Source organism: Hydrogenophaga sp., from assembly GCF_036675665.1.
Classification (GTDB): domain Bacteria; phylum Pseudomonadota; class Gammaproteobacteria; order Burkholderiales; family Burkholderiaceae_C; genus Hydrogenophaga.
In genome coordinates this window covers 338,288-357,927 of record NZ_JAKFEO010000006.1, presented here as the reverse complement: position 1 = coordinate 357,927, position 19,640 = coordinate 338,288, and the positions used below count along the sequence as shown (strand labels likewise).

At 67.1% G+C, this 19,640-nt stretch carries 12 protein-coding genes; 5 read left to right on the top strand and 7 right to left on the bottom strand.

What is annotated here, in order from left to right:
- The first annotated feature begins 95 nt into the window (after positions 1 to 95).
- Together map and V6M63_RS02125 are read left to right on the top strand one after the other, a co-directional pair.
- A complete protein-coding gene (map, locus tag V6M63_RS02130; RefSeq protein WP_332738969.1) occupies positions 96 to 923 on the top strand; it encodes a type I methionyl aminopeptidase in 828 nt (275 codons plus the stop codon).
- 4 nt (positions 924 to 927) lie between these two features.
- Positions 928 to 3,639 carry a [protein-PII] uridylyltransferase gene (locus tag V6M63_RS02125; protein WP_332738968.1) on the top strand — a complete coding sequence of 904 codons (2,712 nt, stop codon included), beginning with the start codon at positions 928 to 930 and terminating at the stop codon, positions 3,637 to 3,639.
- Between the two features lie 227 nt (positions 3,640 to 3,866).
- Here V6M63_RS02125 and V6M63_RS02120 read toward each other — a convergent pair whose 3' ends face one another.
- The 4 genes from V6M63_RS02120 to def all read right to left on the bottom strand — a co-directional run bounded on the left by V6M63_RS02120 (position 3,867) and on the right by def (position 10,215).
- On the bottom strand, positions 3,867 to 7,028 hold the full coding sequence (locus V6M63_RS02120; RefSeq protein ID WP_332738967.1) for an efflux RND transporter permease subunit: 3,162 nt from the start codon (positions 7,026 to 7,028) through the stop codon (positions 3,867 to 3,869).
- Between the two features lie 10 nt (positions 7,029 to 7,038).
- The gene (locus tag V6M63_RS02115; RefSeq protein ID WP_332738966.1) at positions 7,039 to 8,160 is read right to left on the bottom strand and encodes an efflux RND transporter periplasmic adaptor subunit; all 1,122 of its coding nucleotides are present in this window, start codon (positions 8,158 to 8,160) and stop codon (positions 7,039 to 7,041) included.
- The gene (locus tag V6M63_RS02110; protein WP_332738965.1) at positions 8,157 to 9,578 is read right to left on the bottom strand and encodes an efflux transporter outer membrane subunit; all 1,422 of its coding nucleotides are present in this window, start codon (positions 9,576 to 9,578) and stop codon (positions 8,157 to 8,159) included. Before V6M63_RS02110 ends, V6M63_RS02115 begins: the two co-directional genes overlap by 4 nt.
- 97 nt (positions 9,579 to 9,675) lie before the next feature.
- Positions 9,676 to 10,215, bottom strand: coding sequence for a peptide deformylase (gene def, locus V6M63_RS02105; RefSeq protein WP_332738964.1), 540 nt, complete (start codon positions 10,213 to 10,215; stop codon positions 9,676 to 9,678).
- A 74-nt stretch (positions 10,216 to 10,289) separates the two neighbouring features.
- Between def and V6M63_RS02100 the strand changes: the two genes are divergently transcribed.
- Positions 10,290 to 10,604, top strand: a complete 315-nt coding sequence (locus tag V6M63_RS02100; RefSeq protein WP_332738963.1) for a hypothetical protein — start codon at positions 10,290 to 10,292, stop codon at positions 10,602 to 10,604.
- A gap of 8 nt (positions 10,605 to 10,612) precedes the next feature.
- Here the strand turns inward: V6M63_RS02100 and ligA are convergent, their stop codons facing one another.
- Genes ligA through smc form a run of 3 tightly spaced genes read right to left on the bottom strand, consistent with a single transcriptional unit; the run spans position 10,613 to position 17,362 of the window.
- Positions 10,613 to 12,688 (bottom strand): NAD-dependent DNA ligase LigA, encoded by a 2,076-nt coding sequence (gene ligA / locus V6M63_RS02095; protein WP_332738962.1) that lies wholly within the window; start codon positions 12,686 to 12,688, stop codon positions 10,613 to 10,615.
- A gap of 10 nt (positions 12,689 to 12,698) precedes the next feature.
- Positions 12,699 to 13,832, bottom strand: a complete 1,134-nt coding sequence (locus V6M63_RS02090; protein ID WP_332738961.1) for a cell division protein ZipA C-terminal FtsZ-binding domain-containing protein — start codon at positions 13,830 to 13,832, stop codon at positions 12,699 to 12,701.
- Between the two features lie 11 nt (positions 13,833 to 13,843).
- Positions 13,844 to 17,362: a chromosome segregation protein SMC gene (gene smc, locus V6M63_RS02085; protein ID WP_332738960.1), complete on the bottom strand. Its 3,519-nt coding sequence runs from the start codon at positions 17,360 to 17,362 to the stop codon at positions 13,844 to 13,846.
- A 164-nt stretch (positions 17,363 to 17,526) separates the two neighbouring features.
- Between smc and dapC the strand changes: the two genes are divergently transcribed.
- The gene (gene dapC / locus V6M63_RS02080) at positions 17,527 to 18,750 is read left to right on the top strand and encodes a succinyldiaminopimelate transaminase (RefSeq protein ID WP_332738959.1); all 1,224 of its coding nucleotides are present in this window, start codon (positions 17,527 to 17,529) and stop codon (positions 18,748 to 18,750) included.
- Positions 18,751 to 18,784: 34 nt separating this feature from the next.
- Complete coding sequence (gene dapD / locus V6M63_RS02075) at positions 18,785 to 19,618, top strand: 2,3,4,5-tetrahydropyridine-2,6-dicarboxylate N-succinyltransferase (protein ID WP_332738958.1); 834 nt, start codon at positions 18,785 to 18,787, stop codon at positions 19,616 to 19,618.
- Positions 19,619 to 19,640 lie beyond the last annotated feature (22 nt).

The window sequence follows — 19,640 nt, the reverse complement described above, 5'->3', positions numbered from 1 at the left end:
GGGGGTGGGCGGAGCGCCGATTTTACCCGCGTGGCCCGCCCAGTCATCGCAGCCGATACCCTGCGCCGCATGGCCCGGTGGGATAATCGGCGCCCATGAGCATCACCTACAAAGACGAAGCGGGCATCGAAGGCATGCGGGTGGCTTGCCGCCTGGCCTCCGAAGTGCTGGACTACCTCACGCCGCTGATCCAGCCGGGCGTGACCACGCTGGAGATCGACCGCCTCGCGGCCGAGTTCATGAAGCAGCAGGGCACGGTCTCGGCCACCATCGGTTACCAGCCCAGCGGTTACCCGCCCTACCCCGGCCACCTGTGCACCTCCATCAACCACGTGGTGTGCCACGGCATTCCGAACGAGAAGGCACTCAAGAAGGGCGACATCCTCAACGTGGACGTGACGGTCATCAAGGACGGCTGGTTCGGCGACAACAGCCGCATGTACATGATCGGTGGCGAAGCCGCCTGTTCGGTGCAGGCACGCCGGCTGACCCAGGTGACTTATGAAGCCATGTGGAAAGGCATCGTGATGGTCAAGCCGGGCATCCGCCTGGGCGACATCGGCCATGCCATTCAAACCTTTGCCGAAGGCAATGGCTTCTCGGTGGTGCGCGAGTTCTGCGGACACGGCATCGGCCAGAAGTTTCACGAAGACCCACAGGTGCTGCACTACGGCCGCCCGGGCACGCTCGAAGAGCTCAAGCCCGGCATGACCTTCACCATCGAGCCCATGATCAATGCCGGCAAGCGCGACATCAAGGAAGCCGGCGACGGCTGGACCATCGTCACGCGCGACCGTTCGCTCTCGGCCCAGTGGGAACACACCGTGCTGGTCACCGAGACCGGCTACGAGGTGCTCACCCTGTCGGCCGGCAGCCTGGCGCCGCCCGCTTTCGTGAAGCCAGCGGCCGCCGTGGCCGTCTGAGGCCATGGACGCCCCCCTGGCGCCGGCGGGCGACATCGGCGCGCTGCGCCAGCGTTACCGCGGCGACAAGACCGCCCTGTTTGCGCTGTTGCGCGATCAGGGTGCCTCCACCCGTGGCGTGCGCCGGGCCCTGCAGCAGCTCTCGCGGCTGACCGACCAGACCCTGCGCGAACTCTGGGGCCGGGCGGGCTTCGGCACCGGCTTCTCCTTGATTGCGGTGGGTGGATACGGCCGCGGCGAGCTGTTTCCCTATTCCGACGTGGACGTGCTGGTGTTGCTGCCTGATGGCGCGCAGCCCGACGAAGACGCCGAACTGAAAAAACAGCTTGAAGCTTTCATCGGCGCCTGCTGGGACCTGGGCCTGGAGATCGGCTCCAGCGTGCGCTCGGTGACCGACTGCGTGGATGAGTCTGCCAAGGACGTGACGGTGCAGACTTCCATGCTGGAGAGCCGCCTGATCTGCGGCAGCAAGAGCGCCTTCAACCGGCTGGTGACCCTGCTCGACGAGGCGATGGATCCCAAGGCGTTCTACGTGGCCAAGACGCTGGAGATGCGCCAGCGCCACACCAAGTACGAAAACACCCCTTACTCGCTGGAGCCCAACTGCAAGGAGTCGCCCGGCGGTCTGCGCGACCTGCAGATCATCCTGTGGGTGTCCAAGGCCGCTGGCCTGGGCCGCAGTTGGGACGAGCTGGCGCGCAAAGGCCTGGCCACGCCGCTGGAGGCGCGCCAGATCAAGGCCAACGAGGCCTTGCTCAGCCTGATCCGTGCCCGCCTGCACCTGCTGGCCAACCGGCGCGAAGACCGCCTGGTGTTCGACCTGCAGACCGCCGTGGCCGAGTCGTTCGGCTTCAAGGCGCAGGTGCCCGCCGTCATCACCGCCGGCCCCGCCGGGCAGCCCCACACGGCTCCCACGGCCAAAGGCACGCGCCGCGCCAGCGAGGCGCTCATGAAGCGCTACTACTGGGCGGCCAAGGCCGTGACCCAGCTCAACCAGATCCTGTTGCTCAACATCCAGGAACGTCTGCAGGACGACATGGCTGGCGTGGACCGCTTGCGTCCGCTGAATGCGCGCTTCTTCGACAAGGGCGGCATGCTGGAAGTGGCCAGCGACGACCTGTACGTGCAGCAGCCGCACGCGATCCTGGAAACCTTTCACATCTACCAGACCACGGTGGGCATCAAGGGTTTTTCGGCGCGCACGCTGCGCGCGCTCTACAACGCCCGGCCGGTCATGAACGCGCGCTTTCGTGCCGACCCGGTCAACCGTGAACAGTTCCTGCAGATCCTGAAAGAGCCCGAAGGCATCACCCATGCGCTGCGCATGATGAACGAGACCTCGGTGCTCGGACGCTACCTCTGGGTGTTCCGCCACATCGTGGGGCAGATGCAGCACGACCTGTTCCACGTCTACACCGTGGACCAGCACATCCTGATGGTGTTGCGCAACATGCGCCGCTTCTTCATTGCCGAACATTCGCACGAATACCCGTTCTGCTCGCAGCTGGCCGCTGGCTGGGACAAGCCCTGGATCCTCTACATCGCGGCGCTGTTCCACGACATCGCCAAGGGCCGCGGGGGTGACCATTCGGACCTGGGCGCGCGCGACGTGCGCACCTTCTGCCACCAGCACGGCATCGACCGCGATGACATGAAGCTGATCCAGTTCCTCGTCGCCGAGCACCTCACCATGAGCCGCATGGCGCAGAAGGAAGACCTGAGCGACCCGGACGTGATCGCCGCGTTTGCCCAACGCGTGGGCAACGAGCGTTACCTCACGGCCCTCTATCTGCTCACCGTGGCCGACATCCGCGGCACCAGCCCGAAGGTCTGGAACGCCTGGAAGGGCAAGCTGCTGGAAGACCTGTACCGCTACACGTTGCGTGCGCTGGGCGGCCGCGCACCCGACCCGGGCGCCGTGATCGAAGCCCGCAAGCGTGAGGCGCTGTCCATGCTGGCGCTGCACGCCCTGCCCCACATGGCGCACAAGGCGCTGTGGGACACGCTGGACGTGAGCTACTTCATGCGCCACCAGGCCGACGAGATCGCCTGGCACACGCGCGTGCTGACCCGGCAGATCGCGCACACCGCCACCAAGGCGGCCGGCAAACCGGTGCCCGAAGGTGAAACCGCAGACCGTGCCATCGTCCGCGCTCGCCTGTCGCCCGAAGGCGAAGGCCTGCAAGTGCTCGTCTACGCACCCGACCAGCACGACCTGTTTGCCCGCATCTGCGGCTACTTCGACAGCTCCAACTTCAGCATCCTCGACGCGCGTGTGCACACCACGCTCACCGGCCATGCGCTCGACACCTTCCAGGTGGTGGCACCCACGCTGTCAGAGCACTACCGGGAGCTGATTGCCATGGTCGAGAACAACCTGGCGCAAACCATCGACGAGTGCGGGCCATTGCCCGCGCCCATGAAGGGCCGGCTGTCGCGCCGGGTCAAGAGTTTCCCCGTCACGCCTCGGGTGGACCTGCGGCCCGACGAGAAGGCCCAGCGCTGGTTGCTGTCGGTATCAGCCAGCGATCGCGCCGGTCTGCTCTACGGCATCTCGCGCGTGCTGGCGCGCTACGACATCAACGTGCAACTGGCCAAGATCACCACGCTGGGCGAGCGGGTGGAAGACACCTTCCTCATCAGCGGCGCGCAGTTGCAGATGAACAAGCGGCAGATCGAGATCGAGACGGAACTGCTGGAGACTTTGGAGGGCTGAGGCTTTTTTCCGGTTTCGCTTCGGTTTCGCTTCGGTGTCGCTTCGGCTGGTCCGGTCATCGGCGGCCACGGGGCACGGCTCCGCGAATGTCCCCCGGGGCCTTTGGCCCCTCCTCCTTTATTTCGCTGCGCCGTGCCCCATGGCCGCCGATGACCTCGTTGGCACTCGGTCCGTGGGCGCGCCGGCATCTCTTCAGGCTCGTGAGCGCCATGCGCTCACGAGCCCGCCTACCCCTGAGCGTGAACGGCTTCCACGGTACTTGAATACTCGGGCTTGCGGCCAAACAGTTTCCCGAACCAGATCGACACATCGTCCACCAGCGTGAACACCGCCGGGATCACCAGCAGGCTCAGGAAGGTGGAGGTGATCAAGCCGCCGATCACGGCCACCGCCATGGGTGACCGGAAACTGCTGTCGGCCTCGCCCCAGCCGATGGCGATCGGCAGCATGCCCGCGCCCATGGCGATGGTGGTCATCACGATCGGGCGGGCGCGCTTGTGGCAGGCGTCCAGGATGGCATCCAGCCGGTTCATGCCGTGCTCGCGCCGCGCCTCGATGGCGTACTCCACCAACAGGATGGAGTTCTTGGTCGCCACGCCCATCAGCATGATCAGTCCGATCAGCGACGGCATCGAGAAACTCTTGTCCGCCAGCAGCAGCGCCACGAAGGCTCCCCCCAGCGACAGCGGCAGCGCCGCCAGGATGGTGACCGGGTGCAGGAAGGCCTTGAACAGCAGCACCAGCACGATGTAGATGCACAACACGCCGGTCAGCATGGCCAGACCAAAGCTGGCGAACAGCTCGCCCTGCACCTCGGCGTCGCCGATCTCCAGCACCGACACGCCCGGTGGCAGGTTGCGAATGCTGGGCAGCTTCTCCACCGCGGTCTTCATGTCGCCCAGCGCGATGCCGGCCAGCTCCACCTCGAAGTTGATGTTGCGCGAGCGGTCGTAGCGGTCGATCACGGCCGGGCCGCCGCCAAAGCTCAGCGTGGCCACCTGTCCCAGCATCACCGGGCCCTTGCTGCCCGGCACCGACAGGCGCCCGAGCAGGTCCAGGTCGTTGCGCGCCGCGGCATCCAGCTTGACCACGATGGGAATCTGCCGCTGCGACAGGTTCATCTTGGGCAAGGCGGTGTCGTAGTCGCCCACGGTGGCGATGCGCAGGGTCTCGGCGATGGCGCTGCTGGTCACGCCCATCTCGGCGGCGCGCGCGAGGTCGGGCGTGACGCTGATCTCGGTGCGCACCAGCGACGCGGTCGACTGGATGCTGCCCACGCCACTGATGGTGCGCAGGTCGCGCTCGATCGCGGTGGCGGCCGTCGTCAACGCGGCGGCGTCGTTGCCGGTCAAGGTCAGGATGTACTTTTCACCCGAACCGCCCAGGCCCACCTTGCTGCGCACGCCCGGCAGGTTGGACATGGCCGAACGTATCTGGTTTTCGATCACCTGCTTGCGCGGCCGCGTGCCGCGCGCGTCGAGCTGGATGGTGAGCGCGGCCTTGCGCGACTCGGCCGTGCCCTGCGGCGCGAACGGATCGCTGCCGGCCGAGCCCGAGCCGATGGTGGTGTAGACCGACTTCACGTGCGGTACTGCCGTCACCAGCAGGCGTGCCTGTTCAGCGCTGGCGATGGTCTGCTGCAGCGTGGCGCCCGGCGGCAGTTCGATGTAGACCTGTGTCTGCGAGTTGTCGTCGGCCGGGATGAAGCCCTGGGGCAACAGCGGGATCAGCGCCAGCGAGGCGAAGAAGAACACGCCGGCGCCGATCATGGTGATCCAGCGGTGGCGGATGCACCACGCGGCCCAGCCCCGGTAGGTGTCGAGCCAGGCGGGCTCGTCCTGGTTGGTCATCCAACGCCAGATCGCACCCGTCACACGGTTGCTGCGTGCCCAGCGCGGCATGTCCTTGGCCATCACCACCGGCTTGAGCAGGTAGGCCGCCATCATGGGCGTGAGCGCGCGCGCCACCACCAGCGAGGCGAACACCGCGAACGAGGCCGTCCAGCCGAACTGCTTGAAGAACTTGCCCGGAATGCCCGACATGAACGCGGTCGGCAGGAACACCGCGATCAACGCGAAGGTGGTCGCGATCACCGCCAGCCCGATCTCGTCGGCGGCTTCCATGGACGCCTGGTACGGCGTCTTGCCCATGCGCATGTGGCGCACGATGTTCTCCACCTCCACGATGGCGTCGTCCACGAGAATGCCGATCACCAGCGACATGGCCAGCAGCGTGACCACGTTGATGGTGAAGCCCATGTAATGCATGCCGATGAAAGCCGGGATGGCCGACAGCGGCAGCGCCACAGCCGAGACCACCGTGGCCCGGAAGTCGCGCAAGAAGAGCCACACCACCAGCACCGCCAGGATGGCGCCTTCATAGAGCAGCGCCATGGAGCCGTCGAACTCTTCCTTGACCGGCGTGACGAAATCGAACGACTCGGTGATGCGCAGATCGGGCCGCGCGGCCTGCAGTTCCTTGAGCTTGGCGCGCACGCCATCACCCACCTCGATCTCGCTCGCGCCGCGGCTGCGCGCCACCTCGAAACCCACCACCGGCTTGCCATCGAGGAAGGCCGCAGCGGTCGGTTCGGCCACGGTGTCCTTGATCTCCGCGATCTGGTCCAGCCGGATGCGCCGACCGTCGCTCAGGGACAGTTCGAGACGGGAGATGGCCTCGGCCGACTGCAGCGACGACAGCGTGCGCAGCGGCTGCTGGCTGCCACCGAGGTCCACCCGGCCCCCGGCGCTTTCGATCTGCACCTTGGCCAGCTGGCGCGACACGTCGGCCGCGCTCGCGCCCAGGGCCTGCAGCTTCAGCGGATCCAGCAGCACCTGCACCTCGCGGTCCACGCCGCCCACGCGGTTGATCGCCCCCACGCCACGCACCGAGAGCAGCAGTTTGGCAATGTCGTTCTCGACGAACCAGGAGATGGCTTCCGCGTCCATCTTGTCGGACGACACGGTGTAGGCCAACACCGCACCACCGGCAAGCTCGATCTTGTTGATGATGGGCTCGCGCAGGTCGGCCGGCAGATCGCCACGCACCTTGGCCACGGCCGAGCGCACATCGTCCAGCGCCTCCTGGGTGTTCTTCTCGATGCGGAACTCGGTGGTGATGGTAACCGAGCCGTCCTGCACCTTGGTGGTGATGTGCTTGATGCCTTGCAGCGAGGCCAGGCTGTTCTCGATGACGCGCGCCACGTCGTTTTCGAGCTGGTTGGGCGCGGCACCCGGCAGGCTGGCGCTCACCGTGATGTTGGGCACGTCCAGGTCGGGGAAGTTCTGCACCTTCATCTGCTTGAAGGAGAACAGGCCCGCCAGCGTGAGCATGACGAACAGCATCGCCGCGGGTATCGGATTGCGGATCGACCAGGCTGAGACGTTCATGACCCGGTCCTCACTTCACGACCTTGACGAGGTCGGCTTCGTTGAGGAAGCCCGCCCCCTGCACGGCCACCAGTTCGTCGGCCTTCAAGCCTTCCAGCACCTCGACCCTTTCGCCCACGCGCCGGCCGGTCTGCACCTTGCGCTGGTCCGCCTTGTTTTGCGGGTCGATCACGAAGACGTGGTTGCTGCCGTCGCGCACCACGATGGACTCGCTCGGCACCGTGAGTGCTTCGCTCTGCCCCAGCTCGAAGAAGCCTTTGGCAAAGGTGCCTGCCTTCAGTTCGGCATGGCGGGGCAGGTCCACGAACACCAGGATGTTGCGCGTCTGCGGGTCGGCACTGGGTGCAATCGCGCGCACCTGACCGCTGATCTCCAACCCACTGGCCGCGGTGACCTGCACCTTCTGACCGACGCGGATGCGGCCCACCTCGCTGGGCGTGACCTCGCCGCGCCACTCCATGCGGCTCTGGCGCACCAGGCGGAACAGCTCCTGCCCCGCGCTCACCACCGCGCCCACGGTGGCGCCGCGCGCGGAGATCACGCCGTCGTCGGGCGCGAGCACCTTGGTGTTGCCCAGGCGCACCTCGGTCGCACTCAACACCGCCTTGGCCGCTTCCAGCTGCGCGCGCGCCACCTTCTCCTGCGTGAGGTACTGCGCCACCTGCGATGCCGACAGCGCCCCGCTGTCCTGAATGGAGCGCGCGCGGTCGGCGTCGGCCTTGGCGTTCTCGAAGCTGGCCTCGGCCTGCATCAGGCTGGCCCGGCTCTGCAGGCTGTCGGCCTGCGTGGTTTCACGCGCGAACTCGGCCAGCACCTGGCCCTTGCGCACCACATCGCCCACGTTCACGTTCACCGACGCCAGCCGCAGGCCGTTGAGCTCGGCGCCCACGCTGGCCTCTTGCCAGGCGGTGATGTTGCCGTTGGCCTGCAGGCGGATCGGCAGGCTGCTGCGTTCGGGCTGGGCTACCGTCACGGTGAGTGAAGGTTTGGGCCCGGCGTCGGCGGCCGCTGCTTCGGCTGCGGGTGCCGTTGGCTTCTTGATGAACATCCAGAAGACCACCACCAGCACCAGGGCCAGTGCGATGGCCAGCCAGAGCCAGCGTTTGCGCGATTGCGAAGGGGTGGCGTTCATGCGGGGTCTTTGAGTGCGTTGGGGTTGTTCACGGGATCGAAGCCACCGCCCAGGGCGACGTAGAGCTGGATCCAGGCGTTGATGCGCTCTTGCTGCAGCGCCACTGCGCTGCTGTCGGCGTTGAGCTTGAGGCGGCGGGCCTCCTCCAGCTCGTTGAGGTTGGCCAGGCCCACGCGGTACCGCGCCTCGGTGCCCTTGAGCGACTGCTCGTAGCCCGCCACCGCGGTCTCGGTGGACGCCTCGCGCTCGCGCAGGCTGGAGAGCGTCACCAGCGCCTGCTCCACCTCGGCCACAGCCTGGCGCAGGGTGCTGGCATAAGCCACGGCGGCGGCTTCGTAGCGGGCTTGCGCGCTGTCGGTGCTGGCGCGCAGGCTGTCGCGCCCCAGCAGTGGCAGGCTCAGGCTGAGCGGGCCGATGGCCCAGGTGTTGAACGTGCCCTCGGTGCCGCCGCCCGAGAAACGGTTGCGCAGCAGGCTGCCGGAGAGCGAGAGGCCCGGCAGCAGCGCCGCCTTCGCCACGCCCACGTCTTCGCTGGCGGCCACCAGTTCGCGCTGCGCGCGGTACACGTCGGGCCGCTGGCGGATCACCTCGGCGGGCACGGCATGCACCGACAACATGTTGTCCAGGCGCTCTGATGACAGCAAGGCCGGCGCACTGGCCAGCCGCTGGCGCACTTCGGGCTCGGGCACGCCGGTGAGCGCCGTGAGCGACTTCACCTGACGCTCGCAGGTCTCGTTCTGCTGCCGGTAACGCGCCGCGCTTTCCGCCGCGCTGGCGCGGGCCAGCGCGGCCACCGCCGGCGCGGTGAGGCCTGCGCGCTCCGACGTGGTGTTGTTCTGCGAGGTGACCGCACGCGAATCGCGGTCTCGCAAGGTCACCGCGAGCTGTTCGCGGCACAGGCGCTGAGAAAAATAGAGTTGCGCCAGCTCGGAGGCCACCAGCACGCGGGCCTCGTGCCAACCCGCCCCGGCCGCATCCTGCTGTGCCTGGGCGCTGCCCAGGCGGGCCTGGCTCTCGCCCCACAGGCCCATGGCCCACGAGGCCTGCAGGCCGGCGCTCAGCGTGGTGCCCAGGGGAAGGGTCGGGTCGGTGATGCCACGGGTGGCATTGGCCACCGCGTTCACCTGCGGCCCGTTCTGCGCCTCCACGCCGAACCTCGCCGCACGGGCGGCAAACACCTGCGCACGGGCGGTGGCGATCGTCGGGCTCCGTGCCTGCGCGCGGGCGATCCAGTCGGTGAGCACCGGATCGTCGAAACGCTCCCACCAGCGGGTGAGCTCCTGTGTGTTGCCCTGGTGGGCCAGGGGCGGCGCGTACCAGGTGCTGGCCAGGTCAACCGCCACCTCGGTGGGTGGCTTGGTCACGCTGCAGGCGCTCAGCAAGGCGGCGCAGGCGGCCACGGCAAGCATGTGCTTCATGAAATCGGAGTCCCTGTTCTTTGGTTTGCCGGGCATGACTCTAGTTGATTTGCCCGTGTGAACATTTCAATTCATTTCAATCACGCGACGAATTGTTTCAATCGTCATCACCGGCGTCCAGGCCCGGAAAGAGCACGTCGGTGAAGCCGAAACGGGTGAAGTCGCGCACCCGCATCGGGTAGAGCGTGCCCCAGAGGTGGTCGCACTCGTGCTGCACCACCCGCGCATGAAAGCCCTCGGCCTCGCGGTCGATGGCCCGTCCCCACTCGTCGAAGCCCTGGTAGCGGATGCGCCGCCAGCGCGGCACCACGCCCCGCAAGCCCGGCACCGACAGACAGCCTTCCCAGCCCTCTTCCTCCTCGTCACCCAAGGGGGTGATGACCGGGTTCACCAGCACGGTGCGTGGCACCACGGGCGCTTCGGGGTAACGCGGGTTGGGTGCGCCGCTGCCGAACATGACCACCTGCAGGTCCACGCCGATCTGCGGCGCAGCCAGACCAGCGCCGTTGGCCGCCACCATGGTGTCCTGCAGGTCGGTCACCAGTTGATGCAGTTCGGGCGTGTCGAAGTGGATGACGGGCTGGGCGTGGCGCAGCAGGCGCGGATCGCCCATTTTCAGAATGGTGTGAATGGTCATGTGTTGGACAAGCGTCGGGGTTGGAGTAAGTTTCGCTGATCACGGCCCTTCGCGTGAATACCCGAGGAGACCTCATGAAGCCCTTCCTGATGGCATGTGCGTTGTCACTGCCCTTGCTCGCCCAGGCCCAGGGCGCCGATATTTTCAAAGGGGCCGATCTCGCCTTGGGCGAAAAACTCATCGCCGAGAACAAGTGCGCCCAGTGCCACATCAGCAAGGTCGGCGGAGACGGCAGCGCGATCTACCGCCCGCAAGGCCGCATCAACAACGCCGGTCTGCTGCGCGGCATGGTGGAGAACTGCAGCACGCAACTGAACCTGCAACTCTTTCCCGAAGAAGTCACCGCCATCGCGGCGGTGCTCAACCGGGATCACTACAAGTTCAAGTGAGCATGTCTTCAGGAGGTCAGCAGTGCCAGCATGCCGGCCTCGTCGATCACCGCCACACCCAGTTCGTTCGCCTTGTCCAGCTTGCTGCCGGCCTCGGTGCCGGCCACCACGTAGTCGGTCTTCTTGCTCACCGAGCCCGCCACCTTGGCGCCGGCGGCTTCGAGCATGGCCTTGGCGTCTTCGCGCTTGAGCGTGGGAAAGGTGCCGGTGAGCACGAAGGTCTTGCCAGCAAGAGGCTGGGGCGCGCGCTCGGCGGGTTCGCCTTCTTCCCAACTCACACCACAGGCGCGCAGCTGCTCCACCACCTCGCGGTTGTGGGGCTGGTCGAAGAAGGTGCGGATGCTCTGCGCCACCACCGGGCCGACGTCGTTGACTTCCGACAGGGCTTCCACGCTCGCGTCCATGATGCGGTCCAGTTGACCGAAATGGCGCGCCAACTCCTTCGCCGTGGCGTCGCCGACGTGGCGGATGCCCAGGCCAAACAGGAAGCGCGGCAAGGTGGTGCGCTTGGATTTCTCCAGCGCAGCCAGGATGTTCTGCGCCGACTTCTCGGCCATGCGGTCCAGCGCCAGCAAGGACGCGAGGCCCAGGCGGTACAGATCGGGCAGTATCTTCACCACGCCGGCGTCCACCAGCTGCTCCACCAGCTTGTCGCCCAGGCCCTCGATCTCCACCGCGCGGCGCTGAGCGAAATGCAGCAGGGCCTGCTTGCGCTGCGCGCCGCAGAACAGACCGCCTGAGCACCGGTAGTCCACCTCGCCTTCTTCGCGCACGGCGTCGCTGCCGCACACGGGGCACTGGCGCGGCAGGCTGAACGGCTCGGGGTTGCCCACGCGCTTGTCCAGCAACACCGACACGACCTCGGGGATCACGTCACCGGCACGGCGCACGATCACCGTGTCGCCCACACGCACGTCCTTGCGGCGCGCCTCGTCCTCGTTGTGCAGCGTCGCGTTGGTCACCGTCACACCGCCCACGAACACCGGCGCGAGTTTGGCCACCGGCGTGAGCTTGCCGGTGCGGCCCACCTGCACATCGATGGCCAGCACGGTCGTGAGTTGTTCCTGTGCGGGGTACTTGTGGGCCACGGCCCAGCGGGGCTCGCGGGTGACGAATCCGAGCCGCCTTTGCAGCGCGAGAGCGTTGACCTTGTAGACCACGCCATCGATGTCGTAGGGCAACTGGTCGCGGCTGCTGCCGATGCGCTGGTGGAAGGCGACCAGCGCGTCGGCGCCACTGCACAGCGTGGTCTGCTCGGCGACGGGGAAACCCCAGGTCTTGAGCTGCATGAGCATGTCGTAGTGGGTTTCAAAAACAGGCCCACCCTGCTCGGGTGTTGTGATCTCGCCCAGGCCATAGGCAAAGAAGCTCAGCGGCCGCCGAGCCGCGATGGACGAGTCGTGCTGGCGCACCGCACCGGCGGCGGCGTTGCGCGGGTTGACGAAGGTCTTCTCACCCTTGGCCCCAGCAGCGATCTTCGCGCGCTGCCGGTCGTTGAGCGCTTCGAAATCGGCGCGGCGCATGTAGACCTCGCCGCGCACTTCGAGCACGGGCGGCGCATCGACGGGCAGGCGCAGTGGAATGTTGCGAATGGTGCGTATGTTGTTCGTCACGTCCTCACCCACCTCGCCGTCACCGCGTGTGGCGGCCAGCACCAGCAACCCGGCTTCATAGCGCAGGCTCATGGCAAGACCATCGAACTTCAGTTCGGCCACGTATTCCACCGGCGGATCGGCCTCGGCGAGGCCCAGGGCCCGACGCACGCGGGTGTCGAAGTTGCGCGCGCCGCTGGGCTCGGTGTCGGTCTCGGTGTTGATCGAGAGCATGGGCAAGCGGTGACGCACGGCCACCAGCTCGTCGAGCACGCGGCCACCCACGCGCTGGGTCGGCGAGTCGGGCGTGAGCAATTCAGGGTGCGCGGCTTCAATGGCTTGAAGCTCCTGGAACAAACGGTCGTACTCGGCGTCGGGGATCTCCGGCTCGTCGAGTGTGTAGTAGCGGTGAGCGTGGTGGTGCAGCTGAGCGCGCAACTCGGCGGCTCGCTCGGCGGGGCCCGGCCCCGCAGCGAAAAGATCGGGTGTCATGACAGTCAGGTCAAGAAAACAGGCGCCGGGCCTGCGCGGAGCCGGCCGACAGGTCGCGGCTGTCGAGCGCGTCGTACAGGCTTTCCAGGTCGGCACCGATGCGGTCCATGGTGTCGGTGGACAAGGGCTGGCCTGCGTCGTCGGTCACCACGCCATCCATGGCCTCGGCCAGGGCCTTGGCCGCCTGGCGCATGCGCACGAAGGGCTGCTCGCTGCGCGGCACGTGCGTGACTTCCAGCGACAGTGCCACCTCGCGCAGTGCGCTTTGCTCCGGATCGTCGGCCATGGCCGCTTGCGGATCGAACACCAGGCTCAACACGGGTGCCTGCCCGCTCTCGCTGCCCGAGAGCACCATGCGCCCGGGCAAGGCGCCGGCCACGAAGCCCAGCTTGGAAGCGTGCTGCGCCACGTAACCCGGGCTCCAGGCGGCGCGGCGCGCGCGCAGTGTGAAGCCGAGCTGCGCATCGTGCCCGCTGGCGAAGGCGTCGAGCTCGCGCCCGCGTGCCACTTCAGCGCGCATGTCGGGAAACTCGGGGGCAGCGCCCACCGCGTCGGCAAAGGCCTGCGCCTTCACCACGAACTCGGAAAACTCGATGTCGTTGAGTGCCCCGGCCCGGTTGGCCAGTTGTACGCCCGCCTGCAGTGCGCGGTAACGCTGCCCCAGGCGCGGGGTTTCCCATTCGCCGCTCGCATCGCAAAGCCCTTCCACCGCAAACGGCTTGCTGCCCACGCGGCGGGTGCCGGGCAGCGCGGCCAGCAGCGCATCGCCGGAGACCTGGTGATCGAGCACCAGCGGTGTGATCACGTCGATCAAGGCGTCCAGGCCGGGACGTTTTTCCGGCTGGTGGAGCAGCGGGTTCACACTGACCGCAGCAGCGGCCACGGCAATCGCTGCCGGATCGGGTTGCAGCGTGGCACCGGGCATGTCGCCTAGCACCGGATCGATGCGCTGGACCTCGTGACCGGTCAGGTCTTCGGGCGAATACGGCACCGTTTCGTCTTCCGCGGAGTCGCCCGGGGAGTGGGCCGAGCGCTCGCGCGCCAGGCGCGGCACGCTGTTGCGCGTGATCCAGGCGTTGTAGGCCACCACGCCCGCGAGCACGAGCCCTCCAATGATGGCCAGTCCGATTTGCAGAGTGCTCATGGTGATTGTGTTCAGGTGGGTTCGAGCATGCCGGCGGCCGATTCCATGTCCACCGCCACGATGCGGGAGACGCCCTGCTCCTGCATGGTCACGCCGATCAGCTGCTCGGCCATTTCCATGGCGATCTTGTTGTGGCTGATGAACAGGAACTGCGTCTCTTTGGACATGTGGGTGACCAGCTTGGCGTAGCGTTCGGTGTTGGCGTCGTCCAGCGGCGCGTCCACCTCGTCGAGCAGACAGAACGGCGCGGGGTTGAGCTGGAAGATGGCGAACACGAGCGCGATGGCGGTGAGCGCCTTCTCGCCACCCGAGAGCAGGTGGATGGTCTGGTTCTTCTTGCCTGGTGGTTGCGCCATCACCTGCACACCGGCGTCCAGGATCTCCTCGCCAGTCATCACCAGGCGCGCGTTGCCGCCGCCGAAGAGCTCGGGGAACATCTTGCCGAAGTGTGTGTTGACGGTTTCGAACGTGCTGCCCAGCAGCTCGCGCGTTTCGTTGTCGATCTTCTTGATCGCGTCTTCCAGCGTGTTCATGGCCTCGACCAGATCGGCCGTCTGCGCATCAAGGAAGGTTTTGCGCTCGCGCGCGGCGGTGAGTTCGTCCAGCGCGGCGAGGTTGACCGCGCCGAGGGCCTGGATCTCGCGGTGCAAGCGGTCGATCTCGCCCTGCATGCCGGGCAGGCGCACGTTGTTCTCGGTGATGCTTTGCGCCACGGCGGCCAGATCGGCCTGGGCTTCTTCGAGCATCTGGCTGTACTGCTCCACGCCCAGGCGCGCGGCCTGTTCCTTCAGCTGGAATTCGGTGATGCGGTTGCGCAGCGGATCGAGTTCCCGCTCCAGTTGCAGCCGGCGCTCGTCGCTGGCGCGCAGCTTGGCGGTGAGGTCGTCGTACTGGCTGCGCAGTGCGCCCAGCGCCTGCTCGCGTTCGAGCTTCATGGCCAGCGCGTTCTGCAGGCCGGCCTGTGCGGCGGCGTCGTTGAGGCGCCCCAGCTCTTCGGCGGCGCGCTGCTGCTCGTCGGCCAGCGACTTTTCCTGCGTGGCGGCCGTCTCCAGCGAGCGCTGCAGCTCGGCCTGGCGCGCCTGCAGGCTGCGCAGGGCGAATGTGGCTTCCTGCGCGGTGCGCTCCAGCGATCGCTGTTGCTCGCGGGCCTGATTGAGCGAGCGCTCGGCCGCGATCACCGTGTCGTCCAGTTGCGCGTGGCGCTCCTGGCTGTCGGCCAGTTGCATGTCGAGTTCTTCAAATCGCGCCTCGGCGGTCACGCGGCGCTCCTGCAATTCGTCCAGTTGCGCGTCCACCTCGGCCAGGTCGGAGGCGATCTGCTCGCTGCGCGCGCGGGTCTGTTCGGCCAGTTGCGTCAGGCGCAGGGCCTCCACCTGCAGCTCGTGCGCGCGGCTGCGCGACTCGGCGGCCTCGCGCCGCGCGCTCACCAGGCGCTGCGAGGCGTCGGTGTAGGCCGCTTCGGCGCGGATCAGGCTTGAGCGCGCCTGTTCGTTGATGAGCACCTGCGCCTTGAGCTGCTTGTCGATGTTCTCGATTTCCTGCGCGCGCGCCAGCAGACCGGCCTGTTCGCTGTCGGGCGCGTAGAAGCTCACGCTGTGCGCCGTCACCGCATGGCCACTGGCCACGAAGATCACCTCGCCGGCCTGCAACTGGGCGCGCTGCGCCATGGCGTCTTCCAGGCTGGGCGCGGTCAGGCAGCCGTGCAGCCACTCAGCCAACAGGGCCTGCTGGCCAGCGTCGTTCAGGCGCAGCCAGGCCGCCAGGGGCTTGAGGCCGGTGGTGCTGGTGGCCGCAGCGCCGCCCACTGGCGGGTTGTAGAACGCCAGCTTGGCCGGTGGTGCGTCGTTGCCGAAAGCCCGCACCATGTCCAGGCGTGAAACCTCAAGCGCACCCAGGCGCTCGCGCAGCGCGGCTTCCAGTGCGTTTTCCCAGCCGGTCTCGATGTGGATGCGGCTCCACAGGCCCTGCAGGCCATCGAGCCCATGCTTGGCCAGCCAGGGTTTCAATTTGCCGTCGGTCTTGACCTTGTCCTGCAGCGCCTTGAGCGCTTCCATGCGGGCCGAGAGGTCGGCCTGCCGGGCCGATTCCTGGTTGACGGCCTGCTGCGCGGTGCGGCGCGCGTCGTCGAGCTGGGGCACGCTGTCCTGCAGTTCGTGCAGCACCGCATCGTTGAGCTCAGCGGTTTCCTGCGCGCTGGCGAGCTGGGTCTGCGCACTCAGCAGTCGAGCCTCGTCGGGCGCGGCCAGCGCATTGCGGTCGGCCGTCAGGCGCTCGCGGCGCTGGTTGAACGAGCGGCTCTGTTCTTCGATGTTGCGCTGCTCGGCCGCCAGCACCTGGATCTGCTGCTGCACCTGCGTGACGCTGGCGCGCTGCTCGTTGGCGCGGGCCTGGGCCTGGCGCAGGCTGTCTTCGAGCGCGGGCAAGGCGCCCGATTGTTCTTCGCCCTGAGCGGCCAGCACCACCGACTGGTCTTCGGCCTGCACCATGGATTCGGCCAGTTGCTCCAGCTCCACCGCCGCGTCTTCGCTGCGCGTGGTCCATGAAGCGATCTGCTCCTTGAGCTGCACCAGGCGCTGCTCCACGCGGGTGCGCCCCTCGACCACAAAGCGGATCTCGGCTTCGAGCTTGCCGACCTCGGCACTCGCTTCGTAGAGCTTGCCCTGAGCCTGGTTCACCTGGTCGCCCGCGGCGTAGTGGGCCTGGCGGATGGTTTCCAGCTCACTTTCGATGCGGCGCAAATCGGCGGTGCGCGATTCCAGATCGTTGATCGCCTGGGCCGCGTCGGTCTTGACCTTGACTTGATCGGCCTCGGCCTCGCTGCGTTTCATGAACCAGAGCTGGTGCTGCTTGAGCGTGACGCCAGCCTGCAGGTTGTTGTACTTCGCGGCCACCTCGGCCTGCTTCTCCAGCTTGTCGAGGTTGGCGTTGAGCTCGCGCAGGATGTCTTCGACCCGCGTGAGGTTCTCGCGCGTGTCGGCCAGGCGGTGCGCGGTCTCGCGGCGGCGTTCCTTGTATTTGGAGACGCCGGCGGCTTCCTCGAGGAACAGGCGAAGTTCTTCGGGCTTGCTCTCGATGATGCGGCTGATGGTGCCCTGGCCAATGATGGCGTAGGCGCGCGGGCCCAGGCCGGTGCCCAGAAACACGTCCTGCACGTCGCGCCGGCGCACCGGCTGGTTGTTGATGTAGTAGCTGCTGGTGCCATCGCGCGTGAGCACGCGCTTGACCGCGATCTCGCCGAACTGGCCCCACTGGCCGCCCGCGCGGTGGTCGCTGTTGTCGAACACCAGCTCCACGCTGGAGCGGCTGGCCGGCTTGCGCGTGTTGGTGCCGTTGAAGATCACGTCCTGCATGGACTCGCCACGCAGTTCGGAAGCCTTGGACTCGCCCAGCACCCAGCGCACCGCGTCCATGATGTTGGACTTGCCGCAGCCATTGGGGCCGACCACACCGACGAGCTGGCCCGGCAGCATGAAGTTGGTCGGTTCGGCGAAGGACTTGAAGCCGGAGAGCTTGATGGAGTTGAGACGCACGGCGCTGCCCGATGACTGACTGGATGAGAAACGCCCGCCCGAGGCCGACGACGCGAGCGAAATGATACCCCGCTGCCCCTGCGGAGCGGCCCGGGGTGGTGATCACCAAAGCGGTGAACGCCCCCTGGGGGCGGGGGTATGCGGGGCAAACGGATAATCGGGGGATGAACCCGCTCCTGTCCCGCCTGCAGCCCTACCCCTTCGAACGTCTGCGTCGGCTGTTTGCCGACATCACCCCCAACCCGGCCCTGCGCCCCATCAGCCTGGGCATTGGCGAGCCCAGACACGCCGCCCCCGATTTCCTGAAACAGGCCCTGGCCGCGGCGCTGGACACAGGCCTTTCCAGCTACCCCGCCACCGCTGGCGAGCCCGCCCTGCGCGAAGCCTGCGCGGCCTGGGTGCAGCGGCGCTATGGCGTGGCGTTGAACCCGGCCACCCAGGTGTTGCCGGTCAACGGCTCGCGAGAAGCCCTGTTCGCCTTCGCCCAGACCGTGATCGACCCGACCCGCCCGGGCGCCACGGTGGTGTTTCCCAACCCGTTCTACCAAATCTACGAGGGCGCGGCCCTGCTGGGTGGCGCCGAGCCGTTCTATGTGGCCAGCGACCCGGCGCGCAACTTCGCGGCCGACTGGGACGCGGTGCCGGCCGAGGTCTGGGCCCGTACCCAATTGCTGTTTGTGTGCTCGCCGGGCAACCCGGCCGGCGCGGTGATGCCGCTGGAGGAATGGCGCAAGCTGTTCGAACTGAGCGACCGGCACGGTTTCGTGATCGCTTCCGACGAGTGCTACAGCGAGATCTACTTCCGCGACGAGCCGCCGCTGGGTGGGCTGGAGGCGGCGCAAGCACTCGGTCGCACCGATTTCCGCAACCTGATGAGCTTCACCAGCCTGTCCAAGCGCAGCAACGTGCCGGGCCTGCGCAGCGGTTTTGTGGCTGGTGACGCAGCGCTCGTCAAGCCTTTCCTGCTCTACCGCACCTACCACGGCGGCGCCATGAGCCCGGTGGTGCAGGCGGCCAGCAAGGCCGCCTGGGCAGACGAAGCCCATGTGGTGGACAACCGGCGCCAGTACCGCGAGAAATTCGCCCAGGTCACCCCCCTGCTGTCCGAGGTGCTGGATGTGGCCCTGCCCGATGCCTCCTTCTACCTGTGGGCCGGCGTGCCGGCGTCTTTTGCCGATTCCAGCGCGGGCTTGAGCGCCGACGAAGCCTTCGCCCGCGCCCTGCTGGCTCAATACAATGTGACGGTTCTGCCCGGCAGCTACTTGGCCCGCACCTTCGCCGGATCCAACCCGGGCACGGGCCGCGTGCGCATGGCCCTGGTGGCCGAACCCGCCGAATGCCTGGAGGCAGCGCAACGCATCAGGTCCTTCATGGCCGGGCACGCCTGACTTCCCTTTTCTATTCCCTCCTCTGACCTGCCTCATGACACAACAACTGCAAACCCTGATCGACAACGCCTGGGACAACCGCGCCGAACTCTCACCAGCCTCTGCACCCAAGGAAGTGCTGGATGCGGTGGAGCACGTGATCGCCGAGCTCAACAAGGGCCGCCTGCGCGTGGCCACGCGCGAGGCCGTGGGCCAGTGGACGGTGCACCAGTGGATCAAGAAGGCGGTGCTGCTGTCGTTCCGCCTGAAGGACAACGAGATCATGCGCGCGGGTGATCTGGGCTTCTTCGACAAGGTCAAGACCAAGTTTTCCCACCTGAGCGAATCCGAGATGAAGGCCAGCGGCGTGCGCGTGGTGCCGCCTGCCGTGGCGCGCCGCGGCAGCTACATTGCCAAGGGCGCCATCCTCATGCCCAGTTACGTCAACATCGGCGCCTACGTCGACGAAAACACCATGGTCGACACCTGGGCCACGGTCGGCTCCTGTGCCCAGATCGGCAAGAACGTGCACCTCTCGGGCGGTGTCGGCATCGGCGGGGTGCTGGAGCCGTTGCAGGCCGGCCCCACCATCATCGAAGACAACTGCTTCATCGGCGCGCGCTCCGAGGTGGTCGAAGGCGTCGTCGTCGAGGAGAACTCCGTGCTGGGTATGGGCGTCTACCTCGGCCAGAGCACGCCCATCTTCAACCGCGACACCGGCGAGGTGTTGTTTGGCCGCGTGCCGAGCGGCAGCGTGGTGATCAGCGGCAGCCTGCCCAAGAAAACGGCAGCGGGCAAGGAGTACAGCACCTACGCAGCCATCATCGTCAAGACGGTCGATGCGCAAACGCGCTCCAAGACCAGCTTGAACGACCTCCTCAGAGACTGAATCTCCGGTTTTTGGAACTCCA

Coding starts and splice junctions, on each gene's coding strand:
- map (WP_332738969.1), top strand. CDS start 96: ATGAGCATCACCTACAAAGACGAAGCGGGCATCGAAGGCATGCGGGTG.
- V6M63_RS02125 (WP_332738968.1), top strand. CDS start 928: ATGGACGCCCCCCTGGCGCCGGCGGGCGACATCGGCGCGCTGCGCCAG.
- V6M63_RS02120 (WP_332738967.1), bottom strand. CDS start 7,028: ATGAACGTCTCAGCCTGGTCGATCCGCAATCCGATACCCGCGGCGATG.
- V6M63_RS02115 (WP_332738966.1), bottom strand. CDS start 8,160: ATGAACGCCACCCCTTCGCAATCGCGCAAACGCTGGCTCTGGCTGGCC.
- V6M63_RS02110 (WP_332738965.1), bottom strand. CDS start 9,578: ATGAAGCACATGCTTGCCGTGGCCGCCTGCGCCGCCTTGCTGAGCGCC.
- def (WP_332738964.1), bottom strand. CDS start 10,215: ATGACCATTCACACCATTCTGAAAATGGGCGATCCGCGCCTGCTGCGC.
- V6M63_RS02100 (WP_332738963.1), top strand. CDS start 10,290: ATGAAGCCCTTCCTGATGGCATGTGCGTTGTCACTGCCCTTGCTCGCC.
- ligA (WP_332738962.1), bottom strand. CDS start 12,688: ATGACACCCGATCTTTTCGCTGCGGGGCCGGGCCCCGCCGAGCGAGCC.
- V6M63_RS02090 (WP_332738961.1), bottom strand. CDS start 13,832: ATGAGCACTCTGCAAATCGGACTGGCCATCATTGGAGGGCTCGTGCTC.
- dapC (WP_332738959.1), top strand. CDS start 17,527: ATGAACCCGCTCCTGTCCCGCCTGCAGCCCTACCCCTTCGAACGTCTG.
- dapD (WP_332738958.1), top strand. CDS start 18,785: ATGACACAACAACTGCAAACCCTGATCGACAACGCCTGGGACAACCGC.